The 25,751-nt window shown below is 62.3% G+C and carries 21 protein-coding genes and 2 pseudogenes; 14 read left to right on the forward strand and 9 right to left on the reverse strand.

The features are described 5' to 3' along the window. Positions 1-93: 93 nt before the first annotated feature. Complete coding sequence (locus BW995_RS06515; RefSeq protein WP_076399357.1) at positions 94-423, forward strand: YbjQ family protein; 330 nt, start codon at positions 94-96, stop codon at positions 421-423. 96 nt (positions 424-519) lie between these two features. Here the strand turns inward: BW995_RS06515 and BW995_RS06520 are convergent, their stop codons facing one another. Together BW995_RS06520 and BW995_RS21340 are read right to left on the reverse strand one after the other, a co-directional pair. Further along, a complete protein-coding gene (locus BW995_RS06520) occupies positions 520-1,515 on the reverse strand; it encodes a DUF3426 domain-containing protein (RefSeq protein WP_245821306.1) in 996 nt (331 codons plus the stop codon). Between the two features lie 12 nt (positions 1,516-1,527). Then, positions 1,528-1,626: pseudogene (locus tag BW995_RS21340) on the reverse strand (zinc-ribbon domain-containing protein); the annotation flags it as partial. A gap of 199 nt (positions 1,627-1,825) precedes the next feature. Between BW995_RS21340 and ftsE the strand changes: the two are divergent. From ftsE to BW995_RS06540, 4 genes are read left to right on the forward strand one after another with little or no spacing between them, the layout of a single operon-like run. Continuing rightward, positions 1,826-2,524, forward strand: coding sequence for a cell division ATP-binding protein FtsE (gene ftsE / locus BW995_RS06525; RefSeq protein ID WP_076399359.1), 699 nt, complete (start codon positions 1,826-1,828; stop codon positions 2,522-2,524). Then, positions 2,521-3,438, forward strand: coding sequence for a cell division protein FtsX (locus BW995_RS06530; protein ID WP_139332788.1), 918 nt, complete (start codon positions 2,521-2,523; stop codon positions 3,436-3,438). The genes ftsE and BW995_RS06530 overlap by 4 nt, the downstream gene beginning before the upstream one ends. Before the next feature lie 2 nt (positions 3,439-3,440). Next, positions 3,441-4,277: a YdcF family protein gene (locus tag BW995_RS06535; protein WP_076399361.1), complete on the forward strand. Its 837-nt coding sequence runs from the start codon at positions 3,441-3,443 to the stop codon at positions 4,275-4,277. Beyond that, positions 4,274-5,029, forward strand: a complete 756-nt coding sequence (locus BW995_RS06540; RefSeq protein ID WP_245821308.1) for a lysophospholipid acyltransferase family protein — start codon at positions 4,274-4,276, stop codon at positions 5,027-5,029. Before BW995_RS06535 ends, BW995_RS06540 begins: the two co-directional genes overlap by 4 nt. A 349-nt stretch (positions 5,030-5,378) precedes the next feature. Here the strand turns inward: BW995_RS06540 and secA are convergent, their stop codons facing one another. The 3 genes from secA to BW995_RS06555 all read right to left on the reverse strand — a co-directional run bounded on the left by secA (position 5,379) and on the right by BW995_RS06555 (position 10,590). Continuing rightward, a complete protein-coding gene (secA, locus tag BW995_RS06545) occupies positions 5,379-8,045 on the reverse strand; it encodes a preprotein translocase subunit SecA (protein ID WP_076399362.1) in 2,667 nt (888 codons plus the stop codon). An 87-nt stretch (positions 8,046-8,132) separates the two neighbouring features. Continuing rightward, on the reverse strand, positions 8,133-9,230 hold the full coding sequence (locus BW995_RS06550; RefSeq protein WP_139332789.1) for a hypothetical protein: 1,098 nt from the start codon (positions 9,228-9,230) through the stop codon (positions 8,133-8,135). Next, complete coding sequence (locus BW995_RS06555; RefSeq protein ID WP_076399363.1) at positions 9,205-10,590, reverse strand: MBOAT family O-acyltransferase; 1,386 nt, start codon at positions 10,588-10,590, stop codon at positions 9,205-9,207. Before BW995_RS06555 ends, BW995_RS06550 begins: the two co-directional genes overlap by 26 nt. 208 nt (positions 10,591-10,798) lie before the next feature. Between BW995_RS06555 and BW995_RS06560 the strand changes: the two genes are divergently transcribed. From BW995_RS06560 to mutT, 4 genes and pseudogenes are all read left to right on the forward strand, one after another. Then, positions 10,799-11,641 (forward strand): peptidylprolyl isomerase, encoded by an 843-nt coding sequence (locus BW995_RS06560; protein ID WP_076399364.1) that lies wholly within the window; start codon positions 10,799-10,801, stop codon positions 11,639-11,641. Between the two features lie 184 nt (positions 11,642-11,825). Further along, positions 11,826-13,067, forward strand: a complete 1,242-nt coding sequence (gene argJ, locus BW995_RS06565; protein ID WP_076399365.1) for a bifunctional glutamate N-acetyltransferase/amino-acid acetyltransferase ArgJ — start codon at positions 11,826-11,828, stop codon at positions 13,065-13,067. 430 nt (positions 13,068-13,497) lie between these two features. Continuing rightward, positions 13,498-13,947 (forward strand): annotated as a pseudogene (locus BW995_RS21410) (GNAT family N-acetyltransferase); the annotation flags it as partial. Between the two features lie 87 nt (positions 13,948-14,034). Further along, positions 14,035-14,466: an 8-oxo-dGTP diphosphatase MutT gene (gene mutT / locus BW995_RS21415; RefSeq protein ID WP_456152095.1), complete on the forward strand. Its 432-nt coding sequence runs from the start codon at positions 14,035-14,037 to the stop codon at positions 14,464-14,466. 247 nt (positions 14,467-14,713) lie between these two features. On the opposite strand, the gene BW995_RS06575 is transcribed toward mutT, so the two are convergent. Continuing rightward, on the reverse strand, positions 14,714-15,622 hold the full coding sequence (locus BW995_RS06575) for a bacteriohemerythrin (RefSeq protein WP_076399366.1): 909 nt from the start codon (positions 15,620-15,622) through the stop codon (positions 14,714-14,716). A gap of 427 nt (positions 15,623-16,049) precedes the next feature. Here BW995_RS06575 and BW995_RS06580 point away from each other — a divergent pair, with 427 nt between their 5' ends. Both BW995_RS06580 and BW995_RS06585 read left to right on the forward strand, forming a co-directional pair. Next, positions 16,050-16,826 (forward strand): competence/damage-inducible protein A, encoded by a 777-nt coding sequence (locus tag BW995_RS06580; RefSeq protein ID WP_076399367.1) that lies wholly within the window; start codon positions 16,050-16,052, stop codon positions 16,824-16,826. A gap of 128 nt (positions 16,827-16,954) precedes the next feature. Beyond that, positions 16,955-17,203 carry a hypothetical protein gene (locus BW995_RS06585; protein WP_076399368.1) on the forward strand — a complete coding sequence of 83 codons (249 nt, stop codon included), beginning with the start codon at positions 16,955-16,957 and terminating at the stop codon, positions 17,201-17,203. Positions 17,204-17,213: 10 nt separating this feature from the next. Here BW995_RS06585 and BW995_RS06590 read toward each other — a convergent pair whose 3' ends face one another. The 3 genes from BW995_RS06590 to BW995_RS06600 are packed head-to-tail and all read right to left on the reverse strand — an operon-like array spanning position 17,214 to position 21,510. After that, positions 17,214-18,254 (reverse strand): SH3 domain-containing protein, encoded by a 1,041-nt coding sequence (locus BW995_RS06590; protein WP_139332790.1) that lies wholly within the window; start codon positions 18,252-18,254, stop codon positions 17,214-17,216. 3 nt (positions 18,255-18,257) lie between these two features. Next, positions 18,258-19,628, reverse strand: coding sequence for a DUF2336 domain-containing protein (locus BW995_RS06595; protein WP_076399370.1), 1,371 nt, complete (start codon positions 19,626-19,628; stop codon positions 18,258-18,260). A 46-nt stretch (positions 19,629-19,674) separates the two neighbouring features. Then, complete coding sequence (locus tag BW995_RS06600) at positions 19,675-21,510, reverse strand: sensor domain-containing diguanylate cyclase (protein ID WP_084194640.1); 1,836 nt, start codon at positions 21,508-21,510, stop codon at positions 19,675-19,677. 291 nt (positions 21,511-21,801) lie between these two features. On the opposite strand from BW995_RS06600, the gene dapD reads away from it, so the two are divergent. From dapD to BW995_RS06615, 3 genes are all read left to right on the forward strand, one after another. Continuing rightward, a complete protein-coding gene (gene dapD / locus BW995_RS06605) occupies positions 21,802-22,644 on the forward strand; it encodes a 2,3,4,5-tetrahydropyridine-2,6-dicarboxylate N-succinyltransferase (protein WP_076399372.1) in 843 nt (280 codons plus the stop codon). A gap of 97 nt (positions 22,645-22,741) precedes the next feature. Then, the gene (dapE, locus tag BW995_RS06610) at positions 22,742-23,920 is read left to right on the forward strand and encodes a succinyl-diaminopimelate desuccinylase (RefSeq protein WP_076399373.1); all 1,179 of its coding nucleotides are present in this window, start codon (positions 22,742-22,744) and stop codon (positions 23,918-23,920) included. A gap of 145 nt (positions 23,921-24,065) precedes the next feature. Next, a complete protein-coding gene (locus BW995_RS06615; RefSeq protein WP_076399374.1) occupies positions 24,066-25,511 on the forward strand; it encodes a sensor histidine kinase in 1,446 nt (481 codons plus the stop codon). The last annotated feature ends 240 nt before the right edge of the window (positions 25,512-25,751 follow it).

The following is a 25,751-nucleotide window of genomic DNA, read 5'->3' on the forward strand; positions in this document are numbered from 1 at the left end:
TGCCATCCTTGCGGGTGGCGCTTTTGCGAGATGAACGGGAATCCTGCGCCATCGCCGGGGTTCCCGTTTTCTTTTGGGAAGGAATGATCTGGGATGTCTGTTTTGTTGACCACGACGGATAGCGTCGAAGGCCGGACCATCACCCGCTATCTGGGCATCGTTTCGGGTGAATCGGTGATGGGAACCAACCTGTTCCGTGATTTCTTTGCGTCGATTCGCGACGTCATCGGTGGGCGGAGCGGTGGCTATGAGAATGCTCTGCGCGAAGCAAAAGATACCGCTCTGGCCGAAATGGCCGAGCAGGCGCGGGCGATGGGGGCGACCGCCGTGGTGGGGATTGATCTGGATTATCAGGTGATCGGCGGCGACAGTAAAACGATGCTACTGGTTGCCGTGAACGGAACAGCGGTGGTTCTCGCCTGAGCTGGTGGTCTGGCGCTGTGAACCTTACGGCCCCGGACCCCATTCATTCGATATTGAAAGAAAAACGCGGCATCTGATGGGTGCCGCGTTCCGCTCTTACTTCTTGTCGTCGCTGGCTGGTTTGGCCCAGTCCATTTCGAAGCGCCGGGCCCGGGCATCGGGTGTTTCCAGATGGACCCGGAAGCCGGTAGTCATGCCGGATTCCAGATTGGGCTGGGGCGGTTCGACGATGGCCCGCTGGACGGGCTCGTCGGTGGGACCAAACAGGATCAGGCTTAGGGACGGGATGGCCTTGGGCGATGACGAGACGTTGGCAATGAAGCCGCGGACCACCAGTGTATCAACGCCGTTGCGGTTCAGTCGTTCCGAGGTGACATTCTTGAACTGCAACCCGCTTCCCGGAGCATCGACGGTGATACCCAGCATGTTGTAGAGGCTCTCGGCCTGCGGGAAGCTGGTGATGATCGCCGAGCGGCCGAACCATGTTCCAGCCCCCAGCGCGGTCATCATCACAATCAGGAACACCAGGAACAGCATCGCGCCGTTCTTTTTGCTGCCATCCGAGCTTTCGTCATCATCGTCGATTGATGACCGCCCGAACAGTTCGGGGATCGGCTCGGGTTCGGCAGCGAGCAGGTCTTCGAGGTCGCTGTCAAGCGGGGTTCGCCCCAGGTCGCTGCGTGGCCCGGTCGATCGCCCAAAGGAATCGTCATCGTTGTCGTCAAAGGCATTGCCGAAATTCAGCCCGGCCAACGGATCATCATCCGACATCGACCGGGGCCTGGCGTCGGAATCCATCGGCAGATCGTCGTCGGCGTAACCGTCGAGAGGGTCCGGGCGAACGCGGCCCACTGGCGGCATTTCCATCGGCATCGGCTCACTGTCCGGCTCCGCATTGCGGGCATCGGCCAGCGCGTTGCGGGCATCGGCCAGCGCATCCTCGAACGACAACGGCGCGGGGACGGGATCGGGTTCCGGCTCTGGCTCAAAGTCCGGTTCCGGTTCAACAACCGGAGGAGGAGGGGGTGTCGGTGCGGTGCGCTTTGGCTCTGGTGCGGGGGTGTTTTCCTCTGGCACATACCCAAGGGGCATTTGCTTCCAGGTATGCCCGCACATGGCGCACTTCAGCTTTCGGCCCTTGGGGCCGATTGCATCGTCCGGCACGGTGAAGTGCGTGGTGCAGTTCGGACAGTTGAGTTCCATGGATTTGTGAGAAGTTGCCCCGAAATGAATGTCTTTTATAGATGTTCACTGACTGTAACACAAGCGCGGGTGCAAAGCGTCAGCGGACTTTCACCGTAGATGTCCTGTCATACGAACAGAATCGCCGGGACTGGCGCGCCATCTCTGGACGTCACGGCGGCGCTGTGCCACTCTTCGGCCACCAAAAAAGAGGCTTCAGGTGCAGCAAGAACAGTTCGAGTATGACACGGTCCGCTTCAAGAGTGTGGGGCTGCGGTATGGCAATGGGCCTGAAATCCTGCAGGACATTTCGCTTACCCTGACGCCGGGATCGTTTCATTTCCTGACCGGCCCGTCGGGGGCCGGGAAGACCTCGCTATTGTCGTTGCTCTACCTTGCCCGTCGCCCGTCGCGCGGATCGGTGGAGCTGTTCGGGCAGGATGTCACCTCGGCTCCCCGCCACCGCCTGCCAGCCATTCGGCGTCGTCTGGGGGTGGTCTTCCAGGACTTCCGTCTGCTGGACCATTTGTCGGCTCTCGACAATGTGGCCTTGCCGTTACGGGTGGCCGGGGCCAGCGAGGCCGAAATCCAGCGGCACGTTCCCGAACTGCTGTCGTGGGTGGGGTTGGCCAGCCACATGCAGGCGAAACCATCGGTGCTGTCTGGTGGGCAGAAACAGCGCGTGGCCATTGCGCGGGCGGTGATCACCCGTCCCGATCTGCTGGTGGCTGACGAACCGACCGGCAACGTTGACGACCGCACTGCCATTCGCCTGATGCATTTGTTCCGGGAAATGAACCGGCTGGGAACCACCATCGTCATCGCCACCCACAACGAGCAACTGGTGCGGCAGATGCGCCACCCCCGCCTGCATCTGGAAGGTGGCCGCCTGAGTATCCTGCAGCCGGAGGAAGGATGATGGCCGGGATCGGGCTGAAGGGACTGTTTCGCAGTGACTTGCCGGTTGCGCGGGATTCCAGTGGCGGTTTCCTGCCGTGGCTGATTGCGCTGATGGTGTTTTTTGCGGCAATGGCGACCACCGGCTCGGTGGGGCTGACCGACATGATCGCCCGCTGGAACCGCGATGTGGCCGGAACGCTGACGGTGCAGATTCCCCCGGTGATCGGCACCACTGCCAAGGCCAAAGAGGAAACCGCTGCCCGTGTCGAGCGGGCCGTGCGCCTGTTGCAGTCGTTGCCCAACGTGGTGTCGGCGAGCGAAATTCCGGCAGACAAGCTGGCTGCGCTGCTGGAGCCCTGGCTGGGCTCGCGCGAGCTGATTGACGAGCTGCCAACGCCGCGCCTGATTGACGTTACCCTCAACCCGCAGGCCCGCCCCAGTCTGGAGGACCTGCAAACCCGCCTGAAGGATGCCGTCGAGGGGGCGACGATTGATGATCATCAGGTGTGGATGTCCAAGCTGATCAGTCTGGCCGAAGGCTTGCAGAAGCTGGCGTGGGGAGTGATTGCTCTGGTGTCGTTTACCACCACCACCACCGTTATCTACGCTACCCGGACAGCGTTGGCAGTCCATCGTCCCCACATCGAAGTCCTGCATTTCGTCGGCGCAACGGACAGCTATATTGCCCGCCAGTTTGCTTCGCGCGGGTTGGCGCTAGGGCTGCTGGGTGGGTTGGGGGGCTTGCTGGGGGCGGTGCCGACCCTGTGGGCCATTGTCCGTTTGTCCGAAGGATTGCAAGGGGGATTGATCCCGGCGATTACCATTGCTCCGCTGACCTGGGCCTTGCTGGGCAGTTTTCCTGTCATTGCCGGTCTGATTGCGATGATTACCGCCCATATCACCGTCCGGCGACAACTGTCCGGCATGCTGTAGCCATGGCAAACCTGGCCCCTCTCCCTGACGAGCGATCCTTGTTGCAGCGTCTGTGGGCGTTGGTGGTACGCGGGATCCTGCTGATTTTGTTCGGGGTGGCGCTGTGGTTCCCCGGTTTGGTGTGGTACACCGCCTCGATGCCGGATGTGGTCGAAGACCCATTGTCGCCGACGGACGTGATTGTCGTCCTGACCGGCGGCAGCGAGCGGCTGAAGGTCGGGTTGTCCCTGCTGAAAGACGGCCGGGCACCGCTGTTGTTCGTGTCCGGGGTCAATCCCGAAACCACGCTGGACGCCCTGCTGCAGGAAGAAGCTCCGTTGCCGGCCGGTTTGCGCAATCGCATTTTGCTCGGGCATGTCGCCGGGGATACCGTCGGCAATGCCATCGAGACCGCCGTCTGGCTGCGCGCCCATCACATGGATTCCCTGCGGCTGGTGACGGCCAGCTATCACATGCCGCGCAGTCTGCTGGAATTTCAGGCGGCCTTGCCCCGCGCCCGCATCATTGCCCATCCAGTGTTTCCGGCCAGCGTCAAACAGGACTCCTGGTGGACCTATCCCGGTACGGCCGGTCTGTTCATCAGTGAGTACAATAAATATCTGGTGGCCCGGTTGCGTCTGATGCTGCCGGATGGCCCGCAGGAGGCCCTGAACAACAGCCATCCACCTGCACCGTCGCAAGGGACCAGCCTGCCTCCGCTGGCCCGGATTGCCCCGCCTGCGGCGGGCCCGGTGGATCAGCCTCTTGCATCTGCCCCCGTAATCCCGCTAGAAGCTCATCCCGTACCACCCTTGCCCGCCACCGGCCTGCCTGCGCCCGAGAAAGGACCGACCGAGTGATCAACGCCCTTCGTTCCGTGCTGTTCAACATCTACTACATCGTCTGGACCCTGCTGATGGGAGTGGTCTATCTGCCGTTGTTGGTGGTGTTGCCCAAACGCGCCTTTACCTCGATGGTGCGCATCTGGCTCAACGGGCTGATCGGTGGCGCCCGGGTGCTGGTCGGGATTCGCTGGCGGATCGAAGGCAAGGAAAACCTGCCGCAAGGCGCCTGCATTGTGGTGTCCAAACACCAGTCCGCCTGGGAAACCCTGTTCTTTCACATCCTGCTGGCCGATCCGGTGTATGTGTTGAAAAAGGAACTGCTGTCGATCCCGCTGGTCGGCTGGTACATGCGCAAGACCGGCATGATTGCGATTGACCGCAATGCCGGAGCTTCGGCGCTGCGCGGGATGCTGAAACAGGCGGATGCCGTGCTGGCCGAAAACCATCAGATCGTCATTTTCCCCGAAGGAACCCGTGTGATCCCCGGTGATCAAAAGCCGTGGCAGCCGGGAGTCGGGGCACTGTATGGCCGTTTTGGCGACCGGATTCCGGTGGTGCCGGTGGCGTTGAACAGTGGTCTGGTCTGGCCGCGCAACAGCTTTGTCAAGACACCGGGGGAAGTGGTGGTGCGGGTTCTGCCGCCCATGCCTGTCGGCCTCGACAAGCGGGCCTTTGTCGAACAGGTTCGCCAGACCATCGAAACTGCCACCGATGAATTGTGTGGGATTACGCGGGATCAGCAGGGTGCCGAGAATGCCGGGCGCTAGAGCATTGTGCGAAAAGTGGGAACCGGTTTTTGCAACAACAATGCGGCGATAGAAAAGGTTAGAGCATTGTGCGAAAAGTGGGAACCGGTTTTCGCAACAACAATGCGGCAATAGAAAAGGTTAGAGCAGCGTGCCTGCGTCAGATCACGTACACGACAGTAAGGAAGCAAGGACGTGGAGCGCTGCTCCACACCTCGCTGGGGCCTAAAGACCCCAGCCCCCATTTCTTTGATAATAAAAGGAAAATGAGGCGAGGGGGTATTGGCCGGCGCCTTTGTACTCCGCATTTCATGCGAGTTTCCCCATCCGGCCAGCCGTTTGACTGACCGAATGGGAGAAAGCGGTACTCTTACTTCAGCGCCCCATGGCAATGCTTGAACTTCTTGCCCGAACCACACGGGCATGGTTCGTTGCGCGAGACATTGCCCCACACCGAACTCCCTGCCGCCGGGGCCGGAGCCGCCGCCGCTGATTCGACTGCCTGCGGGTGGTTTTCGCCCTGCTCGTGCGGGAACAATTGGTCTTCGCTGGGGGTGACCTGAATTTCGACCATCGCCAGCACCTGCGTCACCCGCTCGCGCAGGTGGGCCAGCATCTGTTCAAACAGGGCAAAGGCTTCGGACTTGTATTCGTTCAGCGGGTCACGCTGGGCATAGGCGCGCAGCGAAATCCCCTGACGCAGGTGGTCGAGTTGCAGCAGGTGCTCTTTCCAGATCTGGTCCAGCAGTTGCAGCAGAATGCTCTTTTCGATGCTCTGCCAGACCTCCGGGCTGTAACGGGTGATCTTGTCGTTCATTTTGGCTTCGACGGCATCGCCAATGCGCTGACGGATTTCTTCGTCGGCAATGCCTTCTTCCTCGGCCCACTCGGCGACCGGCAGGTTCAGGTTGAAGATGCGCAGGCATTCTTCGTGCAGGCCGGTGACGTTCCAGTGGTTCGGCAGCGCCTTGGCCGGGATGCAGCGGGCGACGATATCGTCGATCGTTTCTTCGCGCATGCCCTTGGTGTCCTCCGACAGGTCGTCGGCCTGCATCAGTTCACGGCGCTGTTCATAGACCACCTTGCGCTGGTCGTTCATCACGTCGTCAAACTTCAGCAGGTTCTTGCGGATGTCAAAGTTGCGGGCTTCGACCTTTTGCTGGGCCTTGGCGAGCGCCTTGTTGATCCACGGGTGAACGATGGCTTCGCCTTCCTTCAGGCCGAACTTCTGCAACATGCCGTCGATGCGCTCGGAGCCGAAGATGCGCATCAGGTCGTCTTCCAGCGACAGGAAGAAGCGCGAGGCCCCCGGATCACCCTGACGGCCCGAGCGGCCACGCAGCTGGTTGTCAATGCGGCGGCTTTCGTGGCGTTCGGTGCCGATCACGAACAGACCGCCAGCGGCCAGCGCCTGTTCCTTTTTGGTGGCGATGTCGGCCTTGATGGCGACCACGCGCGGATCATCTTCCGGCACTTCGCCCGGGGTGATGCCGTGTTCGTGCCACAGGCGCATTTCGAGGTTGCCGCCCAGCTGGATGTCAGTGCCACGACCGGCCATGTTGGTGGCAATGGTGATCGCCCCCGGCACCCCGGCCTGGGCGACGATGAACGCTTCCTGTTCGTGGTAGCGGGCGTTCAGCACCTGAGCCTTGATGCCCTTTTTCTTGCGCAGCAGCTCGGCCAGATATTCCGACTTTTCAATCGAGGTGGTACCGACCAGACAGGGCTGGTTGCGTGAAGCGCAGTCGGCGACCAGTTCGGCGATGGCGTTGTATTTTTCGACGGCGGTACGATAGACCTCGTCGTCCTGATCGTCGCGGGCGAACGGGCGGTTGGTCGGCATTTCGACCACTTCCAGCCCGTAGATTTCACCGAATTCGGACGCTTCGGTCATCGCGGTGCCGGTCATCCCGGCCAGCTTGGGATACAGGCGGAAGAAATTCTGGAAGGTGATCGAGGCCAGCGTCTGGTTTTCCGATTGGATGGTCACCTGTTCCTTGGCTTCCAGCGCCTGATGCAGACCTTCGGAGTAGCGGCGGCCTTCCATCATGCGGCCGGTGAACTCGTCGATGATCACCACCTTGTTGTCCTTGACGATGTAATCGACATCGCGGGTGAACAGCACGTGGGCGCGCAGGGCCTGCTGGGCGTGGTGGACCAGCGAGACGTTGCCGATGTCGTACAGGTTGCCTTCCTGCAGGATTTCGGCGTTGCGCATCAAGGCTTCGATGTATTCGGTGCCCTCTTCGGTAAAGGTGACGCTGCGCGCCTTTTCGTCCTTTTCGAAGTGTTCGGGCTTCAGGTGCGGGATCAGCGCGTTGACCGCCACGTACAGGTCGGTCGCACTTTCCGACGGGCCGGAAATGATCAGCGGGGTACGGGCTTCATCGACCAGAATCGAGTCGACTTCGTCAACGATGGCATAGGCGAATTCACGCTGCACCATGTCTTCCAGACGGAATTTCATGTTGTCGCGCAGGTAGTCAAAACCCAGCTCGTTGTTGGTGCCATAGGTGATGTCACAGGCATAGGCCGCCCGGCGCTCGTCATCGAGCAGCTCGTTGGTGATGATGCCGGTGCTGAGGCCAAGGAAGCGGTACAGGCGGCTCATCCATTCGGCGTCGCGCTTGGCCAGATAGTCGTTGACCGTCACCACATGTACGCCGTCGCCGGTCAGGGCGTTCAGATAGACTGGCAGGGTTCCCACCAGCGTCTTGCCTTCCCCGGTCTTCATTTCGGCAATCTTGCCCTGATGCAGAACCAGACCACCCATCAGCTGGGTGTCAAAGTGGCGCATCCCCAGCACCCGGCGCGAGGCTTCGCGCACGGTGGCAAAGGCTTCGACCAGCAGGTCGTCAAGCGTTTCGCCCTTTTCCAGCCGTTCGCGGAACCACGGAGTCCGGGCGCGCAACTGCTCGTCGGACAGGGCCTGCACCTCGGGTTCCAGCGCATTGATTGCGGCAACGGTTGAACGCAGCGTTTTGACAAAGCGATCGTTTGACGAACCGAACAAACGCCGCAACACGGAACCGAACATGAATACCTCGAAAATAAAGCCAAACCTCAGGAAGAAAGCGCCTGATGAAACCATCAGACAGATAGAACCGCATCAGCGGACTGTCAATCAGGCGGGGGGGTCCTGGTGGGGGCTTTCGGCGTGCAGCAGTCGGAGGCGGGCGGCCAGAATGTTTTCGATCTGGCGGGCAAAGGTGCTCCGGTAATGGCTGGTATCCCAGAACAGGCCCGGATCACGGGTTTCCGGGGTTTCGCGCATCAGGTCCAGCCAGACGGTGCGCGGGCGGCTGTTGGCAAGATCGGCAAAGGCCGCCTTGCAGACATCAAGACGGCGGGCCTCAACGCTGCCGGGGGCGGGCAAAATCGGAGCATAGACCGGGGTCATCACCAGCGCCACGGCGGTGCTGCTGTTCAGGCGGGCCAGCGTGGCTTTCAGGGCTGCGGCGGCCGGAGGCGGGGCGTCCCCAAGGTGATGGTAATCACCGGGGGCCTGCAGGCGGGCGAGGATGGCGGAACGATCGTTCACCATCTCCTGCTCATAATCCATATAGCCATCGGCCCGGCCAGAGGCCGGAGCCTTGCCGGACAGCAGCAGGCCCAGCTTGCTGCCAGCGGCTTCCAGACTTTCCCAGCGCAGCAAGCCTTCCAGATAGGTCAGCGGATCGGCACTGTACAGCCAGTAGGGAAAGGCGTGGCCGGTTTCATAGGCCCCCTGGGCGTTACACCACCAGTCATCCAGCACCACCACCAGCGCCGACAGGGCACGATCATCCTGTCCGCGCCGCAGGGCGATCCAGTCCAGCACCGCCAGTTGCTCGCGCGAGGCGGTGCCGGGCATCGACAGCGAGGCGAACGGGATGCCGCTCTGTGCACCAATCCGCGCCGGGTCGAGGAGCTGGCTGTGGGAATTGCCGACGATCAGCCCACCGAATTGCGGGTCAAGGGTGCGACCGGCTCCGGCAAGGCGGGGGTTGAGTTTGGGCGGGCGGGTCGGAGTCGCCTGTTTCTGGCCCAACGAAACCGGTTGCCCGGCACCATAGGGGTCCAGCGCGACCAGACCGGCCACCACTCCCAGCCCCAGCACCAGCGCACAGCCTGCGAACACGCGCAGGAACCGGCCCCAGGCCACGGACTGGCTGAGGTCGGCGCTGATGGTCGGCACGTCGCTGTCTCGACGGGCCTCAGAACTGGAAGTAGATGAACTCATACGCTCCATCACGCATTTTCAACAGGGCCAGCACCAGCACCACCGCCATGATCACCGCCCACAGCAGGCGGGGACGCAGACGGTTGACCACCTGCCAGCTGGTCGGACCGATGATGGCGACCAATGCCGCCAACAGCAAGGTTCTTCCGCCACCGGGGGCCGGGGTGAGGGCTGTGGTCGGCCACAGGCTGCCAAGAATATGGCTGGCGGTGGTCAGGTCAGGGGCACGGAACAGCACCCAGCTGAGGGCGACAAACAGCATGGTCAGCGGCCAGCCGAGCAGGGCCGGGACGGCGGGCAGCCAGCGCCGCCACAGGGCACCGGCGGCCAGCGCCACCCCGTGCGCCAGTCCCCACAGCACAAAGGTCCAGCCCGCGCCATGCCACAGCCCGCCAAGGGCCATGGTGGCGATCAGCGCGGTGCACTGGCGCCACAGGCCGTGGCGGCTGCCGCCAAAGGCAATATAAAGATAGTCGCGCAGAAAGCGCGACAGGGTCATGTGCCAGCGCCGCCAGAAGTCCTGCAGGCTGGTGGCACGATAGGGAGCATCAAAGTTCAGCGGCAGCACCATCCCCAGCATCAGCGCCAGCCCGATGGCCATGTCGGAATAGCCCGAGAAGTCGAAATAGATTTGCAGGCTGAACGCCAGGACGGCGGTCCATGCCTCGGCGGTGGCAAGGGCTGCCTTGCCGGCCTGCGCGTACAACGGGTTGGACAGGGCGGCCAGGGCATCGGCAAGGAAGACCTTCTTCCCCAGCCCGATCACGAACAGCGTCACCCCCTGCATGCAGCGTTGCTGCCAGCCGGGGCGGCAGGGCGACAGGGCAAACTGCGGCACGATCTCGCGGTTGCGCACCAGCGGCCCGGCCAGAATCTGCGGAAAGCTGGTGATGTACAGCGCGTAGTCGCGCAAGGGATAGACCGGTGCCAGCCCGCGTTTCAGGTCCATCCAGTAAATGATGTGATGAAAGGTGAAAAAGCTGATCCCCAACGGCAACGACCAGACCGACGGTGCGGTTTCCGGCCAGCCGGTCAGCGTCGTCAGGGTACTGGCGAAGAACACCAGATACTTGTAAGCCCCCAGCACGGCCAGATTGCCGCAGACGGCGGTCAGCACCAGCAGGCGGCGGCGCTGGATGGCGGTGGCGGGCAAACGGCCAAAGACGGTGCTCAGACCCCAGTTGGCGATCACCGACACCAGCAACAGCGGTACATCCAGCCAGTTCCAGTAGCCATAAAAGGCAATCGAGGCGGCGATCAGGAACCACAGGCGGGCTGTCGTCTGCCGGGCCAGTGCCCAATAGCCTGCCAGCGTCAGCGGCAGGAACAGCAGGATGAACAGCGGGCTGTTGAAAAGCATCGGAGGGGAATCACACAGTCTGACAGGAACAGGGGGCAGGGGTGACCGCCCTTATACCGTACTGCTGATGGCGGTGCGTAGGATTTTCGCCAAATAGCCGGTTGATAAACGGAAAGTTACCAGAGCGCCCCTTGCCACCAGCCGGGAGCTGTGCTGAATTTGCGCTCCTGCCAATTTCTTCTTTTCCGTTGATGGAAGGACATTCCCCATGTTGAAGACCGCGCTGCGCGCCGCTGCTGCCGCAACCGTGTTTCTGATGGCTGCGGCCCCTGCGTTCGCAGCGGATGATCCGGTGGTCGCCAAGGTGGACGGGAGCGAAATTCACCGCTCCGAAATCGTTGCGATGAAGGATCGCATGGCCCAGCAGATGCCGCAGATTCAGGCGATGCCGCTGGAAAGCATCTTTGCCAACCTCGTCGATCAGGCGGTCAGCCAGCGCCTGCTGCTGTCGGCGGCGAAGAAGGCCAACGTGGCCGATGATGCCGAGTTCAAGAAGCAGCTCGATCAGGTGCGTGACAGCCTGATGCAGCGCGCCTTCCTGACCCGCGAAGTCGAAAAGCGCCTGACCGACGACAAGCTGCGCACCGCCTATGACGACCTGCTGAAGAACAATCCGCCGGAAGACGAAGTCCACGCCCGTCACATTCTGGTGGACAACGAAAAGAAGGCCAACGAGCTGATCAAGAAGCTGAAGAAGGGCGCGTCGTTTGAAGACCTCGCCAAGTCTGACAGCAAGGACGATGGTTCGGGCAAGCGCGGTGGCGATCTGGGCTATTTCAGCAAGAGCGCGATGGTGCCGGAATTCGCCGAAGCGGCGTTTGCGATGAAGCCGGGTGACGTGTCGGACAAGCCGGTGAAAACCCAGTTCGGCTGGCACATCATTAAGGTTGAAGACCGCCGCAAGAGCACCCCGCCGGCCTTCGAAGAGGTCAAGGAACAGCTGCGCGGCCAGATGGCCGATGGCGTGATTGACGAAATCGTTGGCGAACTGCGCAAGAACGCCAAGGTCGAGATCACCGCTCCGGAAGCCAAGACTCCCGACGCGAAGTAAGGTGAGGATGCCTGACGGGGCGGCGTTTGCGTCCCGTCAGGTTCCGCCTGTTTTATGAACTGTCGTAATGCTGTCGCTGGTTTTGGCGATGGCGACCCCCTAAAGTGATGTCCGGCAGGCACGGCCCCGGGGGCTGCGCTGCCGTTTCTCCCGTTTGTCTTCCGATTTGTCCGGAGTTGCCGCGATGGCCCAGACCCCTGCCGTGTCCCCCCTTGCTCCCAAGGATGGTTTTCCCGCCATGCCCGAACTGCCGGGTGTGCGCTTTGCCAGCCATCAGGCCGGGATCCGCTATCAGGGCCGAACGGACTTGCTGGTGCTGGAAATGCCCGCAGGCACGCAGGCTGCCGGGGTGCTGACCACCTCGAAAACCCGCTCGGCACCGGTGGACTGGTGTGCGCAGGCGCTGCAAAAGGGCCGTGGGCGGGTGCTGGTGGTCAATGCCGGGAACGCCAACGCCTTTACCGGCGTGCGCGGCGAAGCCTCGGTGGCGCGGACGGTTGATGCTGCCTGCAGCCTGTTCGGCTGCAAGGCCAGCGAAGTGTATGTCTCCTCGACCGGCACCATCGGCGAGTTCCTGCCCGACGAGCGCATCACCGATGCCCTGCCGCTGGTGAAGGACAAGCTTGATGGCAAAGACTGGCTGTCGGCGGCCAAGGCGATCATGACCACCGACACCTATCCCAAGGGTGCCACCCGCACGGCGGTGATCAACGGAGTGACGGTGACCCTCAACGGGATCGCCAAGGGCTCGGGGATGATTGCCCCGGCGATGGGGACCATGCTGTCCTATGTCTTTACCGATGCCAACATTCCGGCCGATGTCTTGCAGGCGCTGCTGAAAAAGGGCGTTGACCGCTCGTTCAACAGCATCACCGTCGATGGCGATACCTCGACCTCGGACACCCTGCTGCTGTTCGCCACTGGCTCGGCGGGGAACAAGGAACCGAAGTCGGCTGACGACAAGGACCTGAAGGATTTCAAGAAGAAGCTGTTCGACCTGTTGCTCGACCTGTCCCATCAGGTGGTGCGCGACGGCGAAGGCGCCACCAAGCTGGTGGAAATCCGCGTGACCGGTGCCGCCAGCGACCGCGCGGCGCGGGCGATTGGCCTGACCATCGGCAACAGCCCGCTGGTGAAAACCGCGGTGGCCGGTGAAGACGCCAACTGGGGCCGGATCGTCGCCGCCGTCGGTAAGGCGGGGGAAAAGGCCGATCGTGACCGTCTGTGCATCCGTATCGGTGGCGTCGAAGTGGCCAGCAACGGTCTGGCGGTGCCCGATTATGATGAAACACCGGTGGTTGCCCACATGAAGGGACAGGAAATCCTGTTCGAGGTTGACGTCGGGGTCGGCAAGGGCAAGGCCACGGTGTGGACCTGCGACCTGACCCACGGTTACATCGACATCAACGGGTCATATCGCAGCTAGAGCATTGTGCGAAAAGTGGGAACCGGTTTTCGCATAAACAATGCGGCATGAAAAAAACCTGCATTGTGCGAAAAGTGAGAACCGGTTTTCGCATAAACAATGCGGTACTTACAAAAGGCTAGACCAGTGTACCTGCGTCAGGTCATGGTACACGACAGTTTGAAAACAAGAGCGGGCTGCTGCCCGAACCTGCCCGGGGCCTGAGGCCCCGAATCCTCATTTTCTCTTTTATGATCAAAGGAATGGGGTCTGGGGCCGGCTGGCCCCGGCGAGGTTTGGAGCAGCGCTCCATGTCTTTAACACGCCGGGGGGCAGGATGGTCCCCCGGCGTCTTTTCTGTTTTGTCACCGTTGCGGATAAAAGGACACGACGTATGGATACGCTGAACACGGTCACCGGGCTGCCATTCCTGACGGATGACAGTGACATGATGGGGGGGTGTCTGGCGGCCTATCCATTGCGTGGCGAGCGCATTGTTCTGCGTCCCCTGCAAGCCGATGTGCTGATGGCGATGGTGGCGCTGGCCAATGACCGCGAGGTGGCGGCGCTGACCGGGCAGATTCCGCATCCTTATACACAAGAGGATGGTCTGGCTTTTCTGGCCGGAACGCGCGAAGCCCATCAGCGCGGGGAGTCCCTGCGGCTGGCGATCGAGCGGCGGACGGACGGCCAGTTTCTGGGTATCATCAGCCTCGAAGCCGTTGATGGCCATCCGGCATCGCTGGAAATCGGCTATTGGCTGGGGCGGGAGCATTGGGGCCAGCGATATGCATCCGAAGCGGTGCGCTTGCTGCTGACGCATGCCTTTGATGACCTTGGGGCCGCCCGCTTGCTGGCCCATGTGCTGCCTGCGAACGGGCGCAGTCAGGCGTTGCTGCAACGGAGTGGGTTTTCTCAGCATGCATCGCCGGTACAGGCGCCGTTTCCTCGCCTGTCGCCGCAGCCGACGCTGTGCCAGCGCTGGTCGCTGGAACGGTCGGCCTTTGCCGAATGGCGGAAAAGCCGTCTGGTGCTGGTGACGGCGGTGGCGCTGATTGATCAGGATAACCGCGTGCTGTTGCAGCAACGGCCCGAAGGCAAGCAATTGGCCGGGCTGTGGGAATTCCCCGGTGGCAAGGTCGAAGCCGGGGAGACGCCGGAACAGGCGCTGGTGCGGGAACTCCAGGAAGAACTGGGAATCGATATCCGGCAAAGCTGTCTGGCACCGCTGACCTTTGCCAGCCATGCCTATGGCGACTTTCACCTGTTGATGCCGCTGTACCTGTGCCGCCAGTGGCGTGGTACGCCGCGGGGCCGGGAAGGGCAGGCGCTGGTGTGGGTCAAAAGTGAACGATTGTCCGATTATCCCATGCCGCCTGCCGATATCCCGCTGATCCCGATTCTGCGTGACTGGTTATAAGGGATAAACCGTGGTGCAGGCTGCTGCCTGAACTGCTCGGGGCCGGAGGCCCCGAACCCCCATTTTTTCTTTAAAAATCAAGTCAATGGGGTCTGGGGCCTCAAGGCCCCAGCGAGGTTTGGAGCAGCGCTCCATGATCTTTTTGTTTTTTGTCGTGTACCGTGATCTGATGCAGGTACGCTGATCCAACCTTTTGTTCTGTCGCATTGTGCGAAAACCGGTTCCCGCTTTTCGCACAATGTTCCACTCAGCGGCTGACCAGCACCGGTTTGCGCGGGGCTGGGGTTTGCCGGACCGGGATCAGCTGTCCGTTGACTTCATGGAAGGGCAACGGGGCGGTCAGGTGCTTTTCGATGCGGGCGCGAACCGAGTTGGTGGCCAGGGGCTTGACGATCATGTCATGAACCCCGGCGCGGGTTGCATTCTGCAGGTATTCACGGCTGATCTCCTGTGATGGCATCAGGATGATCAGGGTGCGGGGATCGGGGTTGCCCTGCGACATGCGCACCTGCCGGGTCAGGCCGAGTCCGTCCAGCGGGCTCATGTCGTCATCGGTCAGGACGACATCAAAGGTGTCGGCCTTCATCATGGCCAAGGCCTCGACACCGTCCTTGGCCTCGCGGATGGAGACAACACCGATTGAGTTCAGCAGGTTGCGCAGCAACTGACGGAAATTGTACTGGTCATCGACCACCAGAATGTTCAGCCGTTGCCAGTTGACCGGGCCATCGACGCGCGGCGGCGGGATCATGCGCGCGGCACCGACGGATTTCAGGTGCGCCCCAAAGTCCCGGTCTGATTTCAGGATGTGCTGGGTCAACCAGACCTTGAGAAAGCTCATCATGTCACGGCCAAGGGCGTGGCCGCCCTGAAACCCGGCCTGGATTTCCTTGACCTTTTTGACCAGCATCCGGTGTTCGCGCAGATGGGTGTCAGACTCGACATAGGCGGTGGAGTCCATGAGCTGATGCTCACGGTCAAAGTGATAGGAGGTGTAGTCGATCAGCACGTTCAGAACGCTGCCGATGATTTTCTGGTCGTCACCGCGCTGCAGGGCATCGTGCAGCATGTTGATCTGGTCAACCAGAACCTTGTGATCCATGTCGATCATGTCAACGCCGATCGACAGGGAGTCATTCCATTCCATAAGGGCCATGATCCAAAATCTCCAGGTGTCGTGCTTGCATCCTGCTCAAGATGTGGACCTGTCCTTGTTTCCTGCAGGGTTCCCTGTTTTCGGGGGCAGTCTGGTGGCGGTCCTGATTTTTTTGAGAAAAAATAAATAAAACACCAGAAAAGACCGTGGTCCTTTCCGATGGGGTGCCTGTGGTGTGTCGTGCGAACACTCTTTTGATGTTCTGCTTACTCCTAGTGGTTAATGATAAGTGAATCAATCCTGCTAAAAGTTCTATCCACTGGTGTACATTTGACCTGAGGACTCGATACCTAAGACTAAGGGTCTAATTCTGTGGGCGGTGACTCTGTGGCAGGCACAGGAGGAGCAGGGAGGCCCGCTTGCCAGACGGTCGTGCCAGCCTTACCCTGTGGGCCCGATTTTGCCCGATGGCTCAGGAGACGACAGGATGACCGGCGCTCAGGACGTGACAGCATGCATGGTGGTGATCGGCAACGAAGTCCTGTCCGGGCGAACGCGGGATGCCAACATCCAGATGATTGGCACCGGACTGGCCGCGCTGGGCATCCGTTTGAAAGAGGCCCGCGTGGTGGCGGATGATCCGCAGGCGATCATCTCGACGGTCAACGAATGCCGCAGGCGGTACGATTATGTCTTTACCACCGGCGGGATCGGGCCGACTCATGATGACATTACCACCGACTGCATCGCGCAATGCTTTGGGGTGCCGGTGGAGCGCCATCCCGAAGCGGTGCGGCGGCTGGTCAGCCACTATGGCGATGAAAACCTGAACGAAGCCCGTTTGCGGATGGCCAACATCCCGCAAGGCGCCACCCTGATCGACAATCCGGTGAGTCAGGCACCGGGGTTCTGTCTGGAAAACGTCTATGTGATGGCCGGGGTGCCGCGCATTGCCCAGGCCATGTTTGACGGCATCAAGCATTCCCTGCGCGGTGGCATGCCGGTGGTGTCGCAGTCGGTGGCGGCCTATATGCGCGAAGGCGATCTGGCGGCACCGCTGTCAGCAATTCAGGATGAGTTTACCGACGTCGAGCTGGGCAGCTATCCGTTTGTGCGATCCGACCGTCTGGGGGTGAGCATCGTCGGACGCAGCACCGACGCCAGCCGTCTGGCCGAGGCGATGGCCCGCGTTGCAGGAGCGATGCGGGCAGCGGGGCACGAGCCGGATGCCGAAGACCCCACCGGCAGTGGTCAGTCGATCTGATCCCTTGTTGTTGCGTGCCTGCTCCCCCATCTGGAAAGAACCGGGGAGGGATTGATGGTGCTCAATGACGGCACCGCTGTTGTCAGGCATGCTGTCGGCTGCTGACTCCCGATTGCGAGGCTATCACCATGCCACTCAAGAAACATGAACGCCATGTTCTGGGATTCCTGCTGCAGCATTTGCTGTACGGCACGCTGGGAGGATTCCTGTTCGGCATTCTGCTGCTTTGGCGGGATATTGGTGGCATCTACACCATGGCCCAACGGTCGGATGATACGGTTCTGATCATCGGTCTGCTGTTTTTTGGCCTGTTCATCACCTTTGGCAGCGTCGGCATGGGAATCGGCATCATGGGCATGGGGGAAGACAAGAACTGAGCGGCTTGCGTTATGGGGCGTCCTTTGCGGCGGCCCCCGTGCCGTCCTGCAGGATATAGGTGCCGTCGCTGATCCAGCCGCCCCTGTCGCTGTTGTCGCTGATCAGGACCAGGGTCCAGCCATGGCGCCGGTCGAGCACAACGGCGGGATAGTCGCCGCCGACCAGAACCGAGGTCACCGCACAGCTCGTCTGCCCGCAGCGGCGCAGGTTGGCACCGGTTCCGGTGACGTGCAAGGTGGTGCGGTGCAGGGGCGGCTGGCTTTCCGGCACAATCGGGGCGGCAAAGCGCAGGCGGTCGGTTGGCAACAGCAGCCGGGCATCACTGGGAGGCAGGGCGAGGGCATAGCGGCCCTGCACCGGATAGGCATAGCCACCAGCCGAGATGGCCCAGACCTGCAGAACCGGCTGTGGACAGCGCGGTAAAAAAGCCACCGGCAGACGGGCACGCCATCCGGCAGAGGTCAGATTGGGATGGACCGTGCGGGCGATGGCCGGGCTGCTCTCATGGACCGCAGCACTGCCGATCACCTGATCGCACAGACTGATGATCACGTCCCGGAACCGCATGCCCAGAATCGGGTCCCCGGCCCAGCCAGCGAGCAGAATATCATCCTGATCGCTGAGTGGGCGGCTGGTCAGGGGGCTGGCCCGGCGAGGGGTGCCGGGGGTGAGGTCGGCGGCAATTTCGGCGCTGAGCACCTCTCCGCCACGATCATCGGTGCCATGCCAGCGGGCCAGCGGATAAATTGCCTGAGGGGTGAACAAGGCGGTGGTGCTGGCCGTCGGTGCGGGAGAGCGGGGGGCCTCTGGTGCTGTTGCTGCGGGAGGCACTATGGCCTGATCGGACGGCGGTGGTGGCGCGGGAACCGGCGCTGGTGGCGGTGGGGCCGGCTGTTGTCGCGGGGGAGTTGGAACCGCAGGTAGAACACCGCCAACAGCCGTTGATACTTCTGCTGGCTCGGGGTGTGAGACAAGCGTCAGATAACGGGCCAAGCCTCCCAGTCCGGTAAAAACCACCAGCACTGCCGACAGCAACAGGCCCCGTTTCATCGGTTAAGGCCCATGCTCGCGGGCAACTTTGGAAAACATCTCCAGTTGCCAGTCCATTTCAGATTCGGTGATGCCATAGGCGAGGTCACCATTGGGCATGATCACTTCGCGCGGGGGGATGCGCCCCAGACGGGACTGGACCTGAATGGACAGACTGGGGTCCAGTCGTCCCTTCCACACCACCGCCGCGATGCCGCGCCCGGACCCGGCGCGCAGGATGACCTGCACCAGCGAGGGCGACAGGTGGGCGCGGATGGCCAGCCCGGCGATCACCAGATCGGTGTTGTTGGCCTTGACTGCTTCGCTGAGGCTGCTGGAAGTCAGGTTGCCGGTCCGTCCCATCTCGCACGCCCGTTCATAGGCTGCCCGCAGACTGGTGCTCCAGCGGTGCGCTTCGTGCTGGTCGAGGGGGGCCGGGGCAAAGGTGGACGGTACTTCGCCAAGGCTGCTGCGCGGGCGGGGTGTGGTGTTCGGCTCTTCGGCAGACAGGCGCAGGTGCACCACACGTTTGACCTCGGCGATGGTGGTTTCGGCCAGATCGCGGCGTTCGCTCAACACTTGCAGCAGACGGTCGGCCACCAGAACGGCCAGACGTTTGGCGGCGGTGGGGTGCAGGTTGGGGCGGCGGACCATCGGCTCGTGCCAGTCGGGATGGTCGGCGGCGCGGTCGATCAGCAGGTCGAGGGTTTCCTCGCGGATTTGCGCCGAGTCATTGGCCAGCAGAATGGCGATGGCGATGCTGTCTTCGGTGGCGGCGATGGCATCAACGACGTTCGGGCCGACCCGGCGGCGGCGGGAAATGGCCGACAGGGCGGCGGTCGAAGGCTTTTCCCCCAGAATGTCGAGCAGGTCTTCATCGCGCAGGACCGGCGAGAATTCCAGCACCGGGGTGGCCACGGCTTCTTCGACGTCGCGGGCCAGACGCTGGATGATCTCGGGCGGGGCGTCTGCAACGTCTTTCAACGCCTCGGCGATCACCTGACGGATGCGGGGAAGCTGGTCCCGCACCAGACGTTCCAGCACCCGATAGGCGGTCTGGCGGGCGCGGTCGCGTTCATCGGCGGTCAGGCCGGGGGCCAGCCGGACGATGCGCTCGGCCAGATCGGCGCGCACGTCATCACTGCTGTCATCGACCAGCACCAGATGGGCCAGCGCCGGAGTCGCCTGATTGTGGACAATGGCGCGCCGGACGCTGTCTTCCGGGTCGTCGGCCAGGAAATAGAGAATCTCGGGGGGGACATCGGTGCGTTCGGCCAGCGCACGCCGCACCGCCGGGTCGGCGTCCCGGGCGTACCGTTTTGCTTCCTGATAGGACAGGTGCCCCTCTGGCACGCTTTCCAGAGGACGCCCTGTCGATTCGGGTACCGGCGTCATCGTGTTCTCCGGCCTGCGCTCGGGGATGGGAAACGGGTGAACGGGGTCATGGGGTTTGCGGGGCGTCCAAAAGGGGCGGGGCGTCAGTGGTGGCGGCAGGCTCCTGTGGAGAACGGGGGGCAGGAAGGGTAAAATAAGGGTCGTCAGAAAGGGAGGCCAGAGCCTTTTCCGGCGGGTGAATTTCGCCATCAGCCCCGATGGTGCCAAAGGACGCGACGGCAAACCCGGCTTTCCCTTTACGCTTTACCGTGTACATGGCGTGATCGGCACGGGCAATCAAGTCATCCAGCCCTTCGGGGTGCACAGGGTCATAAACGGCAACGCCAATCGAAAAGCTGACGGGGAACTCGGGGCTGGCCGACAGCGGGGCGAGGGACTTTTCGGCCAGGTCGAGCAAGGCCCGGGCCTTGTTTTCCGCAACCTGAATGGTTCCGCATTCCAGCCAGATGGCGAACTCGTCGCCGCCCAGACGGGCCACCAGATCGGTGGGGCGGGTGTGGGATACCAGCAGGTCGCGCACGGCGCACAGCACCTTGTCGCCATCGGCATGGCCGCGGACATCGTTGACCTTTTTGAAGTTGTCGAGGTCAACGTACATCAGGACCGCAGAGTCCTGTGAAAAGCCGAGACGGGTAAAGCGGCGGCCGACTTCTTCGAAAAAGGCCCGGCGGTTGAACAGGCCGGTCAGGCCATCGGTGCGCGAAATCCGTACAATGTAATCATGGGCGGCGATCTGTTCGTTGGCGATGCCGATCTGGTCGGCAATGTCGCTGATCAGCAGCCGGTCATCCCGTCCCCACGGTCCGCGCCCGGGGGCCCGCCACAGGATGACCGCGCCGTTCATCTGGTGGCGGTAGCGGCAGGGAGCGGCCAGCACTTCCCGGCCGCGGATTTCTTCCTCGACCAGCGGTTCCCCGGCCAGCAGGCGGTCCATGATCAGGGATGCGGCATCGGTGGTGACGGTGCCTGTCTGCGCCGCCGGGATCATCAGGTCGTCTTCGACCGGGGTTTCGGACTCGTGGCTGTGTTCCCGCCGGTAAATCTGGCAGCTTTCCGCCCCCATGCCACGGGCCAGCGTTTCAGCGGCCACGCGCAGCATGTCCTGTGGGTCAACCTCGTCGCGGAAGGTGCGAACCACGTGATTGAGGATGCGCTCGCGGTTGCGGGCGCGCAGTAATTCATTGTCGCGGTCCCGTTCGCCAGTGATGTCCCGGCACACGCCACGGGCCCCACACCAGCGCCCCAGCCGGTCATAGACCGGTTTGGCCGACACGATCACGCAGGCCGAGGTGCCGTTGGTGTGGCGCAGCCACAACTCTTGTGCTTCGATCGGTTCGTGGGTGGAAAAGGGCAGGGGCATGCCGGGGTCGCGTTCCATCACCAGATCGGCTGGGTCCCGCCCGACCAGCGCAGAGGCGTGGTGCCCCAGCGCGCCGCGCGGGCTGACGAAGATCAGGCTGCCATCCGGGCCGGTTTCCCAGGCAAAATCGGACGAGATTTCAACGAAATCCTTGTAGCGCTGCCGCGACTCGAGCAAGGCGGCCCGCAAGTTGTTGTGCAGGGTGACTTCGTGAGCCAGAACGGCGGCACCGCCTTCGGCCAGCGGCAGGACGGTCAGGTCGTAGGAATGAACGCCGTCGTCGGCACTGGCCTGCAGCGATCCAAGGCGCGGTTGCCCGCTGCTGAGGGCCGGGCCGAGCAGGTCGTCCAGAGCCGGAAACGGCGCATTCCGGGCCGCCTGAACCAGCGCCGATCCGGCAGGCTTGCCAAAACCGAGCGTGCCATGCGCATCAAACAGCAGCAGCGTCCCGGGGAAAGCTTCCAAAGCTCCGAGCAGGACGGTGGCTGGTAGGGGCTGGCTCTGTTCGCTCCGGGCGGACAAGGACCGTTTTCTCCGCTATGGGTGAGGAATGGCGATGGCTTCTAAACTAACACTTTAGCAGTGATGCACTTCAACTCATATCACATTGCGCGCATCCTGCAATGAGCCGACGGAATGGCCCCTATGCCTTTTTATACCTATCGGTGGCGTGATGCCATGAATTCCAAGGGTATTTGTAGCCGTTCCGTGATGTCGATTGCACAGAATGCACACTGCTTCGTTGACTGGGGGGCAGGGGGCGGTATCCTCTGCCCTTTCCTTTTGTCTCTGGCCCAAGGAGCCTTTTTTCCGATGACCACCGAACAGCTCAAGGCTGCAATCGAAGCCGCCTGGGATGCCCGCGACAGCCTGACCCCGCAAACCACTGGTCCGCACCGGGATGCCGTCGAGGCCGCTCTGGCGGAACTGGATGCCGGGCGTCTGCGTGTGGCCGACAAATCGACCGGCGAATGGGTGGTCAATCAGTGGCTGAAAAAGGCTGTGCTGCTGAGCTTCCGCCTGAACGCCATGACCACCATCAGCGGTGGCCCCGGTGGTTCCAGCTGGTGGGACAAGGTGCCGAGCAAGTTCGACGGCTGGAGCGACGCCGAGTTCACCGCCGCCGGTTTCCGTGCCGTTCCGAATTGCGTGGTGCGCCGGTCGGCCTACATCGCGCCGGGCGTGGTGCTGATGCCGTCGTTCGTCAATCTGGGGGCTTTTGTTGACAGCGGCACCATGGTTGACACCTGGGCCACCGTCGGTTCGTGCGCCCAGATCGGCAAGAACGTCCACATCTCTGGCGGTGCCGGGATCGGTGGCGTGCTCGAGCCGCTGCAGGCCGGTCCGGTGATCATCGAAGACAATTGCTTCATCGGTGCCCGCGCCGAAGTCGCCGAAGGCGTGGTGGTCGAAACCGGCGCCGTGCTGTCGATGGGTGTCTACCTCGGGGCCTCGACCAAGATCATCGACCGCGCCACCGGCGAAGTGTTCGTTGGCCGCGTGCCGGCGTACTCGGTGGTGGTGCCGGGCTCGCTGCCGGGCAAGCCGCTGCCGGACGGGACTCCGGGGCCCAGCCTGTACTGTGCGGTGATCGTCAAGCGCGTCGATGAAAAGACCCGCTCGAAGGTGTCGATCAACGAACTGCTGCGCGATTAATCTGCTGTGTGGCCCGCCGTTCCTTTCTGCCGTGCCGGATGGTTTCCGGGCGGGGGAAGGGCGGCGGGTTTTTCTTTTGCCGTGAATGATGAGGCCGATGGTGTTGCCCGCTGACCTGTCCCTGACCGATCCCCTGTTGCTGGCCCAAGCCCTGATCCGCTGCCCGTCGGTGACCCCCGATGATGCCGGGGCGATTGCGGTGCTGGAAACCGCCCTGACCCGGTTGGGCTTTCGCTGCCACCGCCTGACCTTCAGCGCTGACGGCACACCGGATATCGTCAATCTCTACGCCCGCCGGGGCGAGCAGGGGCGCAATCTGTGCTTTGCCGGTCATACCGACGTGGTGCCGCCGGGCAATGGCTGGAGCCGCGACCCCTTTGCCGCCGAGGTGGTGGACGGTGTGCTGTACGGGCGCGGAGCCAATGACATGAAGGCCGCCATTGCCGCCTTTGTGGCCGCCTGTGCCCGTCGTCTGCAGGCCCATGATGGCAGCCTGCCGGGGTCGTTGTCGTTGCTGATTACCGGCGACGAGGAGGGCCCGGCGATCAACGGCACCGTCAAGGTGCTGGGCTGGCTGGCCGAACAGAACGAAACGCTCGATGCCTGCGTGGTCGGGGAGCCAACCAATCCGCGCACGCTGGGCGAAATGGTCAAGATCGGTCGGCGGGGCAGTCTGAACGGATGCCTGACCGTCTGGGGCAGTCAGGGCCATGTCGCCTATCCCCATCTGGCCGACAACCCGATCCCGCGTCTGGTGGCGTTGGTGCAGGCGCTGATCGGTACGCCGATTGATCAGGGCAGCAGCCATTTTCAGGCATCGAATCTGGAAATCACCTCGATTGACGTTGGCAACATGGCTACCAACGTGATTCCTGCCAAAGCCGAAGCCCGGTTCAACGTCCGCTTTAACGACCTGTGGAGCGGAGAAACGCTGGAGGCCCATCTGCGCCAGCGGTTGCAGGCCGTCTGTGACGATCCGGCGCTGTGGGATTTGGCGATCAGCGTTTCCGGCGAGTCGTTCCTGACCCAGCCGGGGCCGTTTACCGGGGTGGTTGAACAGGCGATCCGCTCGGTGACCGGGCTGTCGCCGGACCTGTCGACCACCGGCGGCACTTCGGATGCCCGCTTCATCAAGAACGCCTGTCCGGTGCTGGAATTCGGGCTGGTCGGGCAGACCATGCACAAAGCCAACGAGAACTGTAGCGTGGCCGATCTTGAAGCCCTGACCTCAATTTATGAACGGGTCATTGATGGGTATTTCGCCTGTAAGGCGTAATCTCCCGCCGGGTATTATGGCGAATGGTTGGGGGGAATACCCCTAAGAGGTGATTATTCCGTCGACCGTTTGATGTATGCTGGCCTGACCCGCTGTGCGTACGGCACCCGTCCTTGTCTGCCGACCCGTGGGGCAGGAGGTCGGTATGCCGTACTCTGTCATTGCTGCGGATACGCATGTCGTTGCCGGGCCGGCAGATTTTCAGGCGTTTGCCCTGCTGGCGTCTCCGGTATGGGTGATCCAGTGCCAGACTGGGCAAATCCTTTACGCCAATGCTGCGGCGCGCCGTCTGTGGGGCGGGGATGATGACGCGTCTTTGTGCGCGATCCCCGAAGCTCTGGGCCACGACCTGCAACGGAGCGTGTTTCCGGCCTGCGGCCAGAGTCTGCAAGACAGCCTGACACTGGTGACACGCGGGCCCGTGGTTGGCCTGCAGGTGGTTGATTGCCGCATTACCGGCCTGCGGATGATGCCGGGGGAACAGCCGCTGGCATTGATCGAAGGAACCCTGCGGGTGGTACCCGACAGCGGGTTGTCCTGGCAGGCACAGGATGCGCTGGCCCATACCTCGCTGATGGTGACGCTGTTTGGCGATGACGGGCAGGTTCTGTATCAGAACCCCGCCTCGCGCATTGCCTTTGGCGACGAGCAGCAGGGGTTGGCGGCCTTCCGCAACCGCTTTCCCGACAGTGGTCAGGCGGTCGAGGCCTGGACCAGCATTCGCATGGGGCGGGTGTTCCGGGCTGAAATCCGGGTGCGAACGTCCCGCGGAGCCCGCTGGCATGCGCTGGAAGCGCGTCTGGCCGATGGTCCGCCGGACAGCGGGCAGAGTGTGGTGCTGGTGACGGAACAGGACATCACCGAACACGTCCAGAATCAGGCATCCTTGCAGGAAACCGTTGAACGGCTGGCGCGGTCGAATACCGAGCTGGAGCAGTTCGCCTGGATCACCTCGCACGATCTGCGCGAACCGTTGCGCACGGTGGTCAGTTACATCACCCTGCTGCAACGCCATCTTGGGGACTCGCTGGACCAGACTGGCCGCGACTTCATGGATTTTGCCGTGTCCGGTGCCAAGCGGATGGATGCCCTGACCCGCGACCTGCTGCAATATGCCAGCATCGGACGGTCGCCCAATCCGCGCCAGCCGGTCAATCTGGCGGCGTTGATGGCAACACTGATCGCCCAGCGCAAGGACGATCTGGCGGCCTGTGGCGGGCAGGTGATCTGCGAGTCCTTGCCGACCGTGCCGGGGGATTTGCAGGAACTGACCCTGCTGTTTACCAACCTGCTGGATAATGCCATCACCTACCGCAAGCCGGATCAGCCGCTCCGGGTATCGGTGGTGGCCGAACGGGAATCTCATGCGTGGATGGTGGCGGTGATCGACAATGGTCAGGGGATCGACCCGCGCTATTTCGACCGGATTTTCCAGATTTTCCAGCGCCTGCACACCAATGATGTGGCCCCGGGAACCGGGGTCGGGCTGGCATTGTGTCGCAAGATCGTGGAACGCCACGGTGGCCGCATCTGGCTGGAAAGCGGATGCGGCCGTGGGGCGGCGTTCTTTTTGACCCTGCCCGCCGGGTAAGGTCAAAGGAAACGGTCGGGATCTAGAGCATTGTGCGAAAAGTGGGAACCGGTTTTCGCAAAAACAATGCGACAAAACAAACGAGCATTGTGCGAAAAGTTGGAAGAGCCAAAACAAAAAGATCATGGAGCGCTGCTCCAAACCTCGCTGGGGCCTTGAGGCCCCAGACCCCATTGATTTGATATTAAAAGAAAAATGGGGGTTCGGGGCCTCAGGCCCCGAGCAGATTCCCGCACTTGT

The organism is Insolitispirillum peregrinum (assembly GCF_900156605.1).
GTDB classification, from domain to species: Bacteria; Pseudomonadota; Alphaproteobacteria; order Rhodospirillales; family Rhodospirillaceae; genus Insolitispirillum; species Insolitispirillum peregrinum.